Source organism: Sediminibacterium soli (assembly GCF_009939225.1).
In the GTDB taxonomy this organism is placed as follows: Bacteria; Bacteroidota; Bacteroidia; order Chitinophagales; family Chitinophagaceae; genus Sediminibacterium; species Sediminibacterium soli.
This window is the reverse complement of the sequence record NZ_JAACJR010000008.1, coordinates 909,347-923,204: the sequence shown is the minus strand read 5'-3', so window position 1 is coordinate 923,204 and position 13,858 is coordinate 909,347. Positions and strand designations below refer to the sequence as shown.

Below are 13,858 nucleotides of genomic sequence, written 5' to 3'. Positions count from 1 at the left end.
CCGTTCATGTACACCGAAACAGCGATCATCAGCGATAACACACTGGCCGGTCCCGAAGGGGAACTGGTGATCAATGTGGGGCCACAGCATCCTGCCACGCATGGCGTACTGCACCTGGTGATCACCCTGCAGGGCGAAACGGTCAAAAAGATCGAGCCGCACCTGGGCTATATCCATCGTTCCATCGAGAAAATGTGCGAAAGCCTCAGCTACCGGCAGTTTATTTACGTCACCAGCCGGATGGATTATCTGTCCTCGCATATCAACAACCTCGGCTGCGCAATCTGTGTGGAAAAAAGCATGCAGATCGAAGTGCCCCAGCGCGCTAAAGTGATACGCGTGCTGATGAGCGAACTGACACGGATAGCTTCGCACGAGCTGTGGCTGGGCGCAATGGCGATGGATCTCGGCGCATTTACACCTTTCTTTTATGCATTCCGCGAGCGGGAGATGATCAACGAGATCATGGAAGATTCGTGCGGCGCCAGGCTTACAATGAACTATATGGTACCGGGCGGGGTGATGTACGATATACATCCGCAGTTCCGGGAAAAGACAAAAGCATTTGTCAAGCAGTTCAAACAGAAAGTGGTGGAGTACGATGACCTGGTTACCAATAACATCATTTTTCAGAACCGTATGAAAGGCGTGGGTATACTGTCAAAAGAAGATGCGATCTCGTTCGGGTGCACCGGCCCCGTGGCCAGGGGAAGCGGGCTGAGCTGCGATACCCGGAAAATATTCCCCTACGAAGTGTATGCTGACGTTGACTTCGACGAAGTGCTCGAGACCGGCTGCGATTCCTTCGCGCGCTACATGGTGCGTGTAAGGGAAATGCACCAGTCCATACGCATCATCGAACAGCTGATCGACAATATTCCCGAAGGTGATTTCCAGGCAAAGACCAAAGCAGTGCTTAAACCGCCGAAAGGAGAGTTTTACCAGCGTGTGGAAACGGCCCGTGGCGAATTCGGCGTATACATTGTGAGCGAAGGCGGAACAACACCTTACCGTATCAAATTCCGGTCGCCCGGTTTTTCCAACCTGTCGGCGCTCGATCATATGGCCCGCGGCAGCAAGATCGGCGACCTGATGGCAACCATGGGAACGTTGGACCTGGTGATACCGGATATAGACAGGTAACGGAGCGTGAACAGACAAACAGAAACCAACCGGCAACCGGTAATCCGGCAGTCGGACAATTGATCTTATCGCATGTTTAGTTTAGAACATATCACCAACGAGGTACAGAACTGGCTGAGCAGCAACTTCAGCAGCGGCTGGGTGCTGGTATGGGAATGCCTGATCGTGATCGTACTGACAACAGGTCTGTTTGCGGTACTGGGACTGGTACTGGTGCTGATGGAACGCAAGGTGGCAGCCCAAATACAGATCAGGCTCGGACCCAACCGCGTAGGCCCCAGGGGTATGCTGCAGACTGTGGCGGATACGCTGAAGCTTGTTATGAAGGAAGGCCTGACACCGGATCTGGCAGACAAATTCCTTTTTAACCTGGCGCCATTTCTGGTAATGATGGTGGCTATGCTGCTGCTGGCGCCTATCGCTTTTGCCAGAGGGTTCCAGTTATGGGATATCAATATCGGCGTGTTGTATATCTCGGCGGTATCTTCTCTTTCGGTGATCGGTATCCTGATGGCGGGCTGGGCAAGCAATAACAAATATTCCCTGCTGGGCGCCATGCGCAGCGGTGCGCAGATCGTCAGCTACGAATTGTCCGCGGGCATGGCCGTGCTTTCGATCGTGGTTTTGTCGGGAAGCCTGCAGATAACGGAGATCATACAATCACAGCAAAACGGGTGGTGGCTGTTCAAAGGACATATACCGGCGGTCATTGCATTCGTGGTCTTTATCATTGCCGTTACCGCCGAAACCAACCGTGCGCCATTTGACCTCGCCGAGGCGGAGTCGGAGCTCACCGCCGGTTTTCATACAGAGTATTCGGGAATGAAATTCGCGCTGTTCTTTCTCGCGGAATACATCAACATCTTTATCGTTTGTGCAATCGGTGCAACATTGTTCCTGGGAGGATGGATGCCCCTGCATATCGGCAGCTGGGGAGGGTTCAATCACCTGATGGATTATATACCCTCTTCCATCTGGTTCCTGGGAAAGACCTTTTTGCTTATTTTCCTGATCATGTGGTTTCGCTGGACATTTCCCAGGCTGCGTGTTGACCAGCTGCTGGCGCTCGAATGGAAATACCTGCTGCCGATCAGTATGCTTAATTTATTGCTGGTAACGCTGATAGCGATACTGGGCTGGCATTTTTGAAAAAAAATCGTGTATGTCTGTAAAAGAATACATACAGAATGTGTACAACGGTGTCACTTCCCTGCTGAAAGGCATGCGGAAAACAGGATACTATTTCTTTCACCCGAAAGAGATCATTACACAGCAGTACCCCGATAACCGTTCAACCCTGCAGCTGGCCGAGCGTTTCCGGGGAGAAGTGGTGATGCCGCATGATGCCAGCAACGAGCATGCCTGCACAGGCTGTACTGCCTGCGAACTGGCCTGTCCCAACGGCACCATCAAAATCATCACCAGGTTTGATACAACGCCGGAGGGAAAAAAGAAAAAAGCGCTGGACACATTTATCTATCACCTTGAGCTGTGTACCATGTGCAATCTTTGCGTGGAAGCCTGCCCAACAGATGCCATCAAAATGGCGCAGAATTTTGAACACAGTGTGTTCGACAGGAGCAAGCTTACCAAGAAATTGAATCAACCGGGTTCTAAAATCAGGGAGGGCGTGGAATAATGAATATATCCGTAATCCTTTTTTATGTTATCGCCGTTTGTATCCTCGGCGCAGGGCTGCTGGCAGTGACGGCAAGACAGCTGTTCCGCTCGGCTATCTGGCTTTTGTTTTCCCTGGTAGGCATTGCGGCATTGTATTTCTGGATGCAGGTAGAATTTATTGCCGCCGTACAGATCATCGTATATGTGGGCGGTATCGTGGTACTGATCATTTTTTCCATCTTTCTCACAGAACAATCGGGTGCAAAAATGCCTTCACCGCCGATAAAGAGAAAACTGCCCGCGTTGCTGGCCGTTTTGTTTGGTATTCTTTTTACGGCGCGGTTGATCAGCCAGTATTTTACTTCGGCTGCCGATGATCATTCGTTCCAGGCTTCCATGCAGGCCATCGGGCGGCAGATGCTTAGCACAACCGATTTCGGGTTCCTGCTTCCCTTTGAAGCCATAAGCTTTTTGTTACTGGCGGCAATGATCGGCTGTATCGTAATAGCGATGAAGCCCAGTCAGGCCGATATTGTTTCACCACAAAATGCCGGGGAATGAACACCGTGCCTTTATCACATATCCTGTTTCTCAGTACGGCGCTGTTCTTTATTGGCATGTACGGACTTTTTACCCGCAGGAACATGATCACCATGCTGATGGCCATCGAGCTGATGCTGAACAGCGTGAACATCAACTTTGTGGCGTTTAACAAATACCTGTACCCGGGTAAACTCGACGGACTGTTTTTCGCCTTATTCATTATCACCATAGCGGCTGCAGAAGCCGCTGTAGCCATAGCAATCATCATTAACCTGTACCGGACGCACCGTTCCATCGATGTGGACGATGCAACCGATATGAAATACTGACCCATGAACGGTTATGCCTACCTTATATGGATACCACTCTTACCCCTTTTGGGGTTTGTGCTGATGGGATTGTTTGGCCGCACCCTGCGCAATGCATCGGGTATGATCGGCACTTTATTGCTGGCCGGCAGCACGCTGTTGTCATTTGTTGCGGCATACCAGTATTTTTTTTCCGACGGCAAAGTCAATGATGTTTACCGGAAGATTACGGCTTTTACCATCACCTGGCTGCAGTTCTCGCCGGGGGTATCGATAGACATGAGTCTGGTGATCGACCCGGTTTCGGCGATGATGCTGGTGGTGGTATGTTTTGTATCGCTGATGGTGCATGTATTCAGCCTGGGTTATATGAAGGGCGAAACAAGATTTGCGACGTATTATGCCTATCTCTCGCTGTTTACGTTTTCGATGCTGGGATTGGTGCTGGCCGGCAATCTCTTCCAGGTATACATTTTCTGGGAGCTGGTGGGCGTATCATCGTTTCTGCTGATCGGATTTTATTACGACAGACCTTCTGCCGTGGCTGCGTCTAAAAAAGCGTTTATCGTTACCCGTTTCGCAGACCTTGGTTTCCTGGTCGGTATACTGGTGATGGCATTCTACGGGCAATCGCTCGATATAGCAACACTGATCGGAAATTTGGCAGCCCCGCAATCGGCAGCCTACCTGTCAATGACAACAGCCGGGTTCATGGGTATCTCGGCACTGACCTGGGGCTTGCTGCTGATCTTTATCGGCGGTGCAGGTAAGTCGGCCATGTTCCCGCTGCATATATGGCTGCCCGATGCGATGGAAGGCCCTACGCCGGTGTCTGCCCTCATACACGCGGCAACTATGGTGGTGGCGGGCGTATACCTGGTGGCAAGACTGTTTCCTGTTTTTTCTTTGGATGTATCGGTGATGCAGGTGGTTACCTGGACGGGCATCGTATCTGCCTTGCTGGCCGCCCTGATCGCCTGTACGCAAACGGATATCAAACGCGTACTGGCATATTCAACCATGTCGCAGATCGGTTATATGATGTTTGCGCTGGGCATCTCGGGCAGTGGCGGAGAAGATGGACTGGGATTCATGGCGTCGATGTTCCACCTGTTCACGCATGCTTTTTTCAAGTCGCTGCTTTTTCTCTGCGCGGGTGTCATCATACACTTTGTGCACAGCAACGATATGCGCGATATGGGCGGACTGCGCAAACTGCTGCCGGTTACGCATGTCTGTTTTCTGGTGGCATGTCTCGCCATTTCCGGCATACCCCCGTTTGCGGGTTTTTTCAGCAAGGAAGAGATATTGCTGGCGGCCTATCATGCAAACAAGCCGGTGTATTTTATTGCGCTGTTCACAGCAGTGCTGACCGCGTTTTATATGTTCCGTCTTTACTTCTCTGTTTTCTGGCATAAGGAGCCCGGTCATAGCCCTACACATGGTGAGGGTGCACTGTCTATGAAACTGCCCCTGATCGTATTGCTGCTGTGCACGGTGCTGGCGGGATTTATTCCGATCGCCTCCTGGGTTACGGTTGACGGAAAGACGCTTGCCACGCATATGAACCCCGGCTTCTCGGTGGCACCGGTTGTGCTGAGCACACTGGCCATCCTGCTGGCGATGCGCTGGTATAAAAAAACGAGTGACACGCCCGATGCGGCGGCCAGTGCGCTGGGGCCTGCATTCCAAACGGTATCGAAGAAATTTTATATCGATGAGGCATACCTGTTTGTCACCAGGAAGATCGTGTTTCCTTTTATCGGGAGGCCCGCGGCATGGATCGACAGACATATTGTAGACGGCGCGGTAAATGGCATAGCCGGTATAACGGGCAAACTGTCGCAATCGGTCAGGGCCTGGCAGTCCGGCAAAGTGCAGTCATACGCCCTGTATTTTTTCAGCGGCATAGCGCTGCTGGCCATTGTATTCATTTATCTATGGAAATAAAAAGACCATGAACCTATCGTTGCTTGTCCTGTTGCCCGTTTGTACCTTCCTTGTGCTGCTGCTGCTGCAGGCAAGGTTTGCGAGGCAGGTTGCACTAACGGGTGCTGTATTGCAGCTGCTGGTCTGCGGGTATCTTTTATGGCAGTACCTGGCCGTACGCGACTTGGGAAACACGGCCCCCATGTTGTTCGAAACAGACCAGGTATGGTATGCACCCCTGCAGATCCATTACCATACCGGCGTTGACGGGATCGCCGTGGCCATGATCCTGCTGACGGCGCTGATCGTTTTAACAGGAATACTGGTATCATGGACAATAGACAAATGGCAGAAGGAGTTTTTCCTCCTGCTGTTATTGCTGAGTGCGGGGGCCTACGGATTCTTTATTTCACTCGATCTGTTCACCATGTTCTTTTTCCTCGAGGTGGCGGTAATACCCAAGTTCCTGCTGATCGGGATATGGGGCAGCGGCCGCAAGGAGTACAGCGCCATGAAACTGGCCCTGATGCTGATGGCAGGCTCGGCCCTGGTTTTTGTAGGGTTACTGGGACTGTATTTCGGCGCGGGAAGTTTTGATATGATGACGATCGCAAAAACAACACTCAGCCAGACATCGCAGTCGTATATTTTTATTTTTCTTTTTTCGGGGTTCGGCATATTCGCCGCCATGTTCCCTTTTCATACCTGGGTGCCGGATGGCCACGCCTCGGCGCCCACCGCCGCTTCGATGTTCCTGGCGGGTATATCGATGAAGCTGGGTGGATACGGGTGTTTGCGTGTGGCCGTTTTCCTGCTGCCGCAGGCGGCGCACCAGTATGCATGGGCCATTATTTTGCTGGCTGCCATAGCCATTATTTACGGCGCCTTTGCCACCATGATGCAGACAGACCTGAAATACATCAACGCCTATTCTTCGGTGAGCCATTGCGGGTTTGTATTACTCGGTATCGGCATGCTTACGGAAACATCGGTTAACGGCGCGGTATTGCAGATGATCTCGCACGGACTGATGACCGCATTGTTCTTCGCTGCCATCGGTATGATCTACAGCCGCACGCATACCAGGATGGTGGCATCGCTTGGCGGGTTGTTAAAAGCGATGCCGTTTATCTCCACCGTCTTTGTTATTGCGGGTCTTTGTTCGCTGGGGCTTCCGGGACTGAGCGGGTTTGTTGCGGAAATGACCGTGTTCATGGGCGCCTGGCAAAACCCTGATACCTGGTACCGGGTGGCCACCGTGCTGGCCTGCGCCTCTATTGTGGTAACGGCAGTGTACATACTGCGTGCCGCAGGTAAAACCATCATGGGTCCTTTGCCGGAGAACTATGCGGGTTTGCCCGACGCCACATGGAATGAAAAAACTGCGGCAGTGCTGCTGGTTGCGGCCATCGTGCTGATGGGTGTGGCGCCGTTTCTTGTTACGCAGCTGGTGCATCCGGGCGTAGAGAATATGATGCGGCAGGTGGATAAACTCGTTACCCTAAACTGATCAGAACTAATATGCTCACAGATACTTTCCTATTGTTCAGACAGGAGATCATGCTGGCACTGCTGCTGTTCTTCCTGGTGCTCTACAAACTCGGCAGGGCCCGGCCGGCGGCGCATTTGCTGCCGATCATGAACTGGCTGCTGCTGCTTAACCTGGTGGTCGGACTTCTGTTTTACGACTGGCAGGGCGTACTGTTCAATGGTATGTACCGCACCGGCGAGCTGATCGTTCTGGAAAAAAATATCCTCAACCTGGCCGTCTGGCTGATCAGCATGCAGGCATACGGCTGGCTGCGGCAGCACCGGCATGCGGCGGAGGTGTACCTACTGCTGCTGACATCGTTGCTGGGTATGTTCCTGATGCTGTCTTCGGGGCATATGCTCATATTGTATGTGGGTCTTGAAATGGCCACTATACCGTTGGCTGCGGCGGTGAACTTTGCGCTCTCCAGCAAACGATCGTCGGAAGCGGCGATGAAAATGATCGTGTCGTCTGCATTCGCTTCTGCGTTGCTGCTGCTGGGTATTTCTTTTCTTTATGGCATCACCGGCAGTTTATGGCTTGCTGAAATACCGGGTATGCTGCACGCAACCCCTGTTGTACTGTTTACCTTCCTGCTGGTATTTTCCGGTTTTGCATTTAAGGTATCGGCGGTGCCCTTTCATTTGTGGACCGCCGATGTATACGAAGGAGCGCCTGTAGCGGTTACGGCTTACCTGTCTGTTGTATCCAAAGCCGCCATGGTATTTGTGCTGGTAACGCTTTTGTATTCCGTGTTTGCACCACTCGAAAAAACGTCGCATGCGGTGCTGGTTGTCCTGTCGCTGCTTACGATCATCACCGGCAACCTGTTTGCCTTGCGACAGCAGAACATAAAAAGATTCCTTGCCTTTTCTTCCATTGCGCAGATCGGTTTTATACTGGTAGGCATATCCGGCTATTCGCAAACGGCAAACGCTTCTGTGATCTTCTTTTTACTGGTATATGTATTTTCCAATCTTGCCGCATTTGGTGTGGTGGGATGGATCAGCACGCAAACAGGAAAAGAAACGATAGCGGATTACGCCAACCTGTACCGCCATAACAAAACCCTGTCATGGATACTGGCGATCGCTGTTTTCTCGCTCGCGGGTGTGCCGCCTACAGCGGGATTCTTCGGAAAATTTTTCCTGTTAACGGCCGGCGCTTCAAAAGGCGATTACCTGTTCATCAGTGTAGCCGCGTTGAATATGGTGGTTTCGTTTTACTATTACCTGCGTATCATAAAAGCCATTTTTATGGAACCCGGGGAGACGGGTATCGCTGCGCTTAGCCTTCCTTTCTGGCCGCAGCTATCGCTTTGGATCTGCACGGGGGGCATGCTGGCAAGCGGTTTGCTGGGGGTAATTTACCAGTATATTTACTCGATTAGTCCATCACATTGATAACCTATGGCCATTAACAAAAACCATGAATTCGAGGAGCTGGGCGGCGTCAAATGCGCCATCGTTGAAAAACAGGTGGGTGCTGAAAGGGCTGCCTTTCTCGAACAGCTGTTGTCGTATAACGGCTACAAAGTAATCATACAACCGATTGCAGAAACCAAAACGCCGCAGCCTGATATTGCAGAAGAGGCGGCCACGCCTGCTGTTCCGCTGTTCACGGTAGGTGTTACCGACGTGATGTTCAACCCGGTGAACGCCATTTTCGGCAGGCTGCTGAGAGCGCCGGGCGGGCAGGTGGTAACGCTTGCTTACTGGAAGCAGAAGGAAGCGGTGCCAAAGGACGAAACCCCCTATTTCGAGAATAGATTTTACAGTTAAACCGGCGGTCTGTATATTTGATAAGCCTTCACGATAGATATCCCCGGCGTCTACCGATCATTGGCTGTCAGTGTTCAATCCTTATCCTCGGTTATTTTTCCCGGCCATGAATGGCCTGCACAGGTGGCGCTAAATCGTTTCAGGTAACAAAGCAGAAATCATAGAGAAGGATGGCAAGAATTCTAGTTGTCGATGATGACCCGGTAATCATCAAGCTTTACCAGGTAATTCTCAAGAAAGAAGGTTTTGAGATGGTGATCGCGGAATCCGGCGAGCAGCTGATGAAGGCCATCGCAACGGAAAGACCCGATGTGATCCTGCTGGATGTGATCCTGCCCGATGACACCGGTCTGGGTATCTGTGCAAGGATCAAAAAAAATCCCGATTATTCAGGCATTAAGATCATCCTTGTATCGGGGATGGAGATCACGCCTGCACAGGTGGCCGAGGGTATTGAAACCGGCGCCGATGATTACCTTACCAAACCATTTGATCCCAAAGAGCTGCTGGCGCGTATCAAGAACTGCGTGAAGCTGAAAATAGTGGAAGAGGAACTGCGCGATAAGAACAGGGAATTAAAAGACCTGGCCAATCACCTGCAGGATGTGCGCGAAGAAGAAAGAAAATTCCTGGCCCGCGAAGTGCAGGAAGAACTGGGCCAGTTGGCCGCCGCGCTGAAGATGGATGTGGACTGGCTGGCGCTTAACCTGCCCGAAGCGCCCGAACTGCAGCTGAAAAGAATGGCGCATGCCTCGTCTACCGCCAAGATCATCATACAGACCATACGCAGGATCGCTTCTGCCCTGCGGCCGAGTATGCTGGATGAACTGGGACTGAACGCATCGCTGGAATGGTTGTGTAAGGAATTTGTAAGCCTGCACAATATTCCCTGCCGCTTTGATCCCGCATTTGACGACGAAGGACTGAGTGTTGAACAGAAAACCGCGCTGTTCCGTATCTCGCAGGAAGCGCTCCGTAATATCGCGATACATGCCGATGCCACCGATGTGCGGATAGAAGTGGTGATCGAAGACGATTCACTGCAGCTCACCATCGCCGACAACGGCCGCGGCTTTGACCCGGCCAATACCAAAAGCAATACCATGGGCATCATCGGCATGCGCGAAAGAGCGCTTGCCATCAACAGCCAGCTGACGATACAGAGCGAGCCCGGCCAGGGCACCAGGGTTTGCCTTTCAGGCACAAGAGAGTAAGGCAGACCGGAGCCCATAGTTCCCTCATTGAAAAATTTGATGCCGTTCGCGAAAATGTTATTTTCGCTTACCTGTTTTCGGGATGTAGCGCAGCCCGGTAGCGCGTTTCGTTCGGGACGAAGAGGCCGCTGGTTCGAGTCCAGTCATCCCGACCCGCCCGCCATAGTTTCAGCGATGGCGGGCTTTTTGTTACGGGCTTCGCCGGTATACCCCACCGCAATACCAGCTGAAACTATTTAGAGTAAGCGAAATAGTAGGTGCAGCAAAAACATGGATCGGTTACCAATTATCGGATAGCGGCAACACGAACCGGGTACAAAAAACAATTCCCTGTTAGTTGGCAGGGAATTGTTTCTGATTGGGACAAAAAACATTTAGCTTATCTATCAACGCGTGGGTGTCGGTCTTTATTGTTTGTGCGGTTTCTCGTCTGTAAACTTCAGGTAGCTGAGCTGGAACCTGCCGTCTTTCACTTCGCCCTGCACATCGGCCTTGCGTACCTTGTTGCAGAACCCCATATCCTTATCATGGGCGTCGCCAAACGAATCCACATCGGCGCCGTCCACCCAATAGGTCTTGTCGTCAACACGGACAGCCAGGTGGCAGCCTTTTCCTTTCATTTTGAACTGGCATTCGCCGCAGGAAACTTCCGCAGACCGCACTTTTTTAGAAGCGTCAAGGGTGGAAAAATCTTTCTTTTTTTCCTGTGCGCCTGCGCCAAGGCTAAACAGGACGGCGGCGGCAGCAATGACTATTTTTTTCATGGTAGCTGTATTGGTTGGCTTAAAGTTCGTGGATTTTCCGTTTTGCCGGGCCTGCCTACGGAATAAATTATGTGCAAAACCCTGTGGATCTTAACGTGCCGGTAACCCTGGGTTCATATTCCGGTAACAAATCCGTGGAAAACCCGTTAAAAACCCTCTTTTTACGCTGATCAGCCGTTATACAACAATGATCGTATGCGACGGGTTCCTGGTCACCATTCTTCCGAACGCTACCGGTGGCGGCGCCGATGGTAACTGCTGTTTCCACAGTGCTTCAAATTCGTCTTTAGCGGCCGCTTCAACCGCTACCAGCAATCCCCCGCTGGTTTGCGGATCGGCAAGCAGGTATTTCTGCTGACCGGTAACGGAAGCGATCCTGGCGCCATAGCTGTTCCAGTTGCGCGTGGTGCCGCCGGGAAAGCATTTTTGTTCCAGGTACTGCTGTACAGAGGGGATAACAGGTATCTTATCAAATTCGATCTCTGCGGATAGGCCGCTTCCCTCGCACATTTCCGCCAGGTGCCCCAGCAGCCCGAACCCGGTTACGTCGGTAAGCGCTTTTACATAGGAGAGTTGTCCAAATATTTCGCCTGCTTTATTCAGCGTGGTCATACTCTGCAAGGCAACGGCGGCATCTTCTTCACGCAGCAGGTTTTTCTTTTGCGCCGTGGAAAGAATGCCTACGCCCAGCGCTTTTGTCAGGTAGAGATAACAGCCTTCTGTTGCGGTTGAGTTCTGTTTCAGCTGGCTGATATTGACCATACCATTCACACTTAACCCGAATACCGGCTCGGGACAGTCGATACTGTGACCACCCGCAAGCGAGATGCCGGCTTCGGCGCAGATGGATCTTGCCCCTTCCAGCACCTGCCCGGCAATTTCAGGTGCCAGTTTGTCGATAGGCCATCCGAGTATCGCAATTGCCAGCAGGGGTTTTCCTCCCATTGCATAAACATCGCTGATGGCGTTGGCAGAGGCAATGCGTCCGAAATCATAGGGGTTGTCAACAATCGGCATAAAGAAATCCGTTGTGGAGATCAATGCCGTTCCGTTGCCGAGATCCAGCACCGCGGCATCATCCCGTTTATCGTTGCCCACCAGCAGCCTGCTGTCTGCAGGAGCTGCATTGTTGCTGTGCAGTATTCTGTCGAGCACGGCAGGACTGAGTTTGCAGCCGCAGCCGGCGCCATGGGAGTATTGGGTAAGTTTAACGTCGCTGTTGTTCATGTTTTGACATTAGGGCAAGCACCTGTAGCGCCTGTTTGGATGAATCTGTATCGGTAAAGTCTGCAGAAAGGGTAGTGCCGGGCAGGCGGCGGTTAAGACCGGTGGTATAGGTCTTGTCGTAATACCCCAACACCTCTTTCACAAAATCGCTCATTCGGTCTTCCTGTATGGCGGTTACCGCCTGCTGCGTTTGTTCGGGCCCCAGCCGTTTCCAGATACGCTGGGTGCATTCGGCAAGAAAGGTTTTATCGAGGCAGCCGTATTCCTGCACCAGCGCCTGCACACGCTGTTCGAATGGTATCGTAATATTGATGAGTGCCGCCTCGCGCATCTGCTTCCAGATCGGGCGTGGTATCAGGCATCTGCCGATCATTGAGCTCTCGTCTTCCATCCAGATCCTTCTTTCCCTGTCGAACCCCGAGAGCCGCGCGGCCAGGTTGTTCTCGAACTGTTCCTGTGTGGGCTGAACAAGCCGGTTCATCGTTCCGTAGGTAGAACCTTTATGCTGTGCCAGTTCTTCGAGATCGATCACCTGCTCCTCTTTGTCTGCCAGTGCATGCAGCAGTGTTGTTTTGCCCGAACCCGTCATGCCGCCGATCAGCTGCAGCGCGTATGTTTTTTCAAACTGCGAAAGCACCCAGTTGCGGTAGGTTTTGTACCCGCCGGTTACCACCAGTACCTCAAAACCGTAAAAATCCAGCGCCCAGGCCATAGCCCCGCTGCGCATACCGCCGCGCCAGCAATGAATGGCTATTTTTTTGTCCGGCGCATAGTCCAGGGCCTGGCGGATAAAGCCGGACCATTTGGGGCCGGTAATATCAAATCCCAATAAAACCGCGGCATCGTGTCCCTGCTGTTTATAGGTGGTACCCACCTGCGCGCGCTCCTCGTTACTGAATATAGGAAGACTGCATGCACCGGGTATATGCCCCTGTTCAAACTCGGAAGGGGCCCTTACATCCACACAGGGAATTGCCGGGTAGGCTGTCAGCAGTTCCTCAATCGTAACCTTACGGATCATGGCGCAAAGATATTTACCAGAACCGCTCGGGTGGCATCAAATCGCCGCGGGGGGCCGAATAAATGAAACATGGCGTCCAACCATAAAATAATCCGGCGCTGCAACGGTATTTTCCCGGCCGGTGTCAACCCCTAAAATCAACCGCATGAAAAGGATATGCCCGGTACTGGCCACCGTTTTGCTGCTGGGCAGTTTCGCCTGTAAAAAAGAAGCCGACAAGACCGTTGACCCCGTTATCTGTTTTTTCAACCCCTATCTGCCGGTACGCATTCTTGGTGAAAGCAGCAGGGACCTGTTATCGCCCGCGGTTTTGGGAACGACATCGATTAAGCTGGATTTGTTTACAAACGGTCAGCAGTATACGGTGCAGCAGGCGGTTGGTAAGATCGGCAAAGACAGTTTTCTGCTGGGTATTCCTTTGTATGCCGAGGGTATGCAGAAACTGGCCATTCATTTTGCGGATATAACGGATACGGTCATCGTGCAGACAAGTGCGGCCAGCAGCCAGCCTTACGGCCTGCAGCAATTCAGGTACAACGGTAAACCGTATCAATTACAGCCGGTAGCGGCCGGGTTGATGGGAATTGAAGTGCGAAAGGAAACATCCAGAAAATAAACAGCTTCGTTTTTTCTGATTAAAAACCGGTAAGAAAATAACAGCGATAACGTTTTCTTTTGTGCGAAAACCGCAAACTGTTCCTGCATCCGACCATTCGCCCGTATTTTCTTCACAAGCCGGCGATTGATTCTCAAAATGTTCTGAACTTATACACCGGG

At 51.9% G+C, this 13,858-nt stretch carries 14 protein-coding genes and 1 tRNA gene; 12 read left to right on the top strand and 3 right to left on the bottom strand.

Annotated elements, in window-relative coordinates:
* Window positions 1–6 precede the first annotated feature (6 nt).
* From GWC94_RS11170 to GWC94_RS11120, 11 genes are all read left to right on the top strand, one after another.
* Window positions 7–1,143, top strand: a complete 1,137-nt coding sequence (locus GWC94_RS11170; protein WP_202628736.1) for an NADH-quinone oxidoreductase subunit D — start codon at window positions 7–9, stop codon at window positions 1,141–1,143.
* Between the two features lie 72 nt (window positions 1,144–1,215).
* A complete protein-coding gene (gene nuoH, locus GWC94_RS11165) occupies window positions 1,216–2,292 on the top strand; it encodes an NADH-quinone oxidoreductase subunit NuoH (protein ID WP_161835102.1) in 1,077 nt (358 codons plus the stop codon).
* Between the two features lie 13 nt (window positions 2,293–2,305).
* The gene (locus GWC94_RS11160; protein WP_161835101.1) at window positions 2,306–2,782 is read left to right on the top strand and encodes a 4Fe-4S binding protein; all 477 of its coding nucleotides are present in this window, start codon (window positions 2,306–2,308) and stop codon (window positions 2,780–2,782) included.
* The gene (locus GWC94_RS11155; RefSeq protein WP_161835100.1) at window positions 2,782–3,324 is read left to right on the top strand and encodes an NADH-quinone oxidoreductase subunit J family protein; all 543 of its coding nucleotides are present in this window, start codon (window positions 2,782–2,784) and stop codon (window positions 3,322–3,324) included. Before GWC94_RS11160 ends, GWC94_RS11155 begins: the two co-directional genes overlap by 1 nt.
* The gene (nuoK, locus tag GWC94_RS11150) at window positions 3,321–3,635 is read left to right on the top strand and encodes an NADH-quinone oxidoreductase subunit NuoK (RefSeq protein ID WP_161835099.1); all 315 of its coding nucleotides are present in this window, start codon (window positions 3,321–3,323) and stop codon (window positions 3,633–3,635) included. Before GWC94_RS11155 ends, nuoK begins: the two co-directional genes overlap by 4 nt.
* A 3-nt stretch (window positions 3,636–3,638) precedes the next feature.
* Window positions 3,639–5,564, top strand: a complete 1,926-nt coding sequence (gene nuoL, locus GWC94_RS11145; RefSeq protein ID WP_161835098.1) for an NADH-quinone oxidoreductase subunit L — start codon at window positions 3,639–3,641, stop codon at window positions 5,562–5,564.
* A gap of 7 nt (window positions 5,565–5,571) precedes the next feature.
* Complete coding sequence (locus tag GWC94_RS11140) at window positions 5,572–7,053, top strand: complex I subunit 4 family protein (RefSeq protein WP_161835097.1); 1,482 nt, start codon at window positions 5,572–5,574, stop codon at window positions 7,051–7,053.
* 11 nt (window positions 7,054–7,064) lie between these two features.
* Window positions 7,065–8,477, top strand: coding sequence for an NADH-quinone oxidoreductase subunit N (locus GWC94_RS11135; protein ID WP_161835096.1), 1,413 nt, complete (start codon window positions 7,065–7,067; stop codon window positions 8,475–8,477).
* A gap of 6 nt (window positions 8,478–8,483) precedes the next feature.
* Complete coding sequence (locus GWC94_RS11130; protein ID WP_161835095.1) at window positions 8,484–8,855, top strand: hypothetical protein; 372 nt, start codon at window positions 8,484–8,486, stop codon at window positions 8,853–8,855.
* A 170-nt stretch (window positions 8,856–9,025) separates the two neighbouring features.
* Entirely contained in the window at window positions 9,026–10,069 is a 1,044-nt protein-coding gene (locus GWC94_RS11125) for an ATP-binding response regulator (protein ID WP_161835094.1), read from the top strand.
* A gap of 78 nt (window positions 10,070–10,147) precedes the next feature.
* A tRNA-Pro gene (locus tag GWC94_RS11120) sits at window positions 10,148–10,221 on the top strand.
* A gap of 255 nt (window positions 10,222–10,476) precedes the next feature.
* Here GWC94_RS11120 and GWC94_RS11115 read toward each other — a convergent pair.
* The 3 genes from GWC94_RS11115 to mnmH all read right to left on the bottom strand — a co-directional run bounded on the left by GWC94_RS11115 (window position 10,477) and on the right by mnmH (window position 13,081).
* On the bottom strand, window positions 10,477–10,833 hold the full coding sequence (locus tag GWC94_RS11115; protein ID WP_202628734.1) for a DUF6370 family protein: 357 nt from the start codon (window positions 10,831–10,833) through the stop codon (window positions 10,477–10,479).
* Window positions 10,834–11,010: 177 nt separating this feature from the next.
* Window positions 11,011–12,060, bottom strand: coding sequence for a selenide, water dikinase SelD (gene selD / locus GWC94_RS11110; RefSeq protein ID WP_161835093.1), 1,050 nt, complete (start codon window positions 12,058–12,060; stop codon window positions 11,011–11,013).
* The gene (gene mnmH / locus GWC94_RS11105; protein ID WP_161835092.1) at window positions 12,041–13,081 is read right to left on the bottom strand and encodes a tRNA 2-selenouridine(34) synthase MnmH; all 1,041 of its coding nucleotides are present in this window, start codon (window positions 13,079–13,081) and stop codon (window positions 12,041–12,043) included. The genes selD and mnmH overlap by 20 nt, the downstream gene beginning before the upstream one ends.
* A 145-nt stretch (window positions 13,082–13,226) precedes the next feature.
* Between mnmH and GWC94_RS11100 the strand changes: the two genes are divergently transcribed.
* Window positions 13,227–13,697 carry a hypothetical protein gene (locus tag GWC94_RS11100; protein ID WP_161835091.1) on the top strand — a complete coding sequence of 157 codons (471 nt, stop codon included), beginning with the start codon at window positions 13,227–13,229 and terminating at the stop codon, window positions 13,695–13,697.
* The last annotated feature ends 161 nt before the right edge of the window (window positions 13,698–13,858 follow it).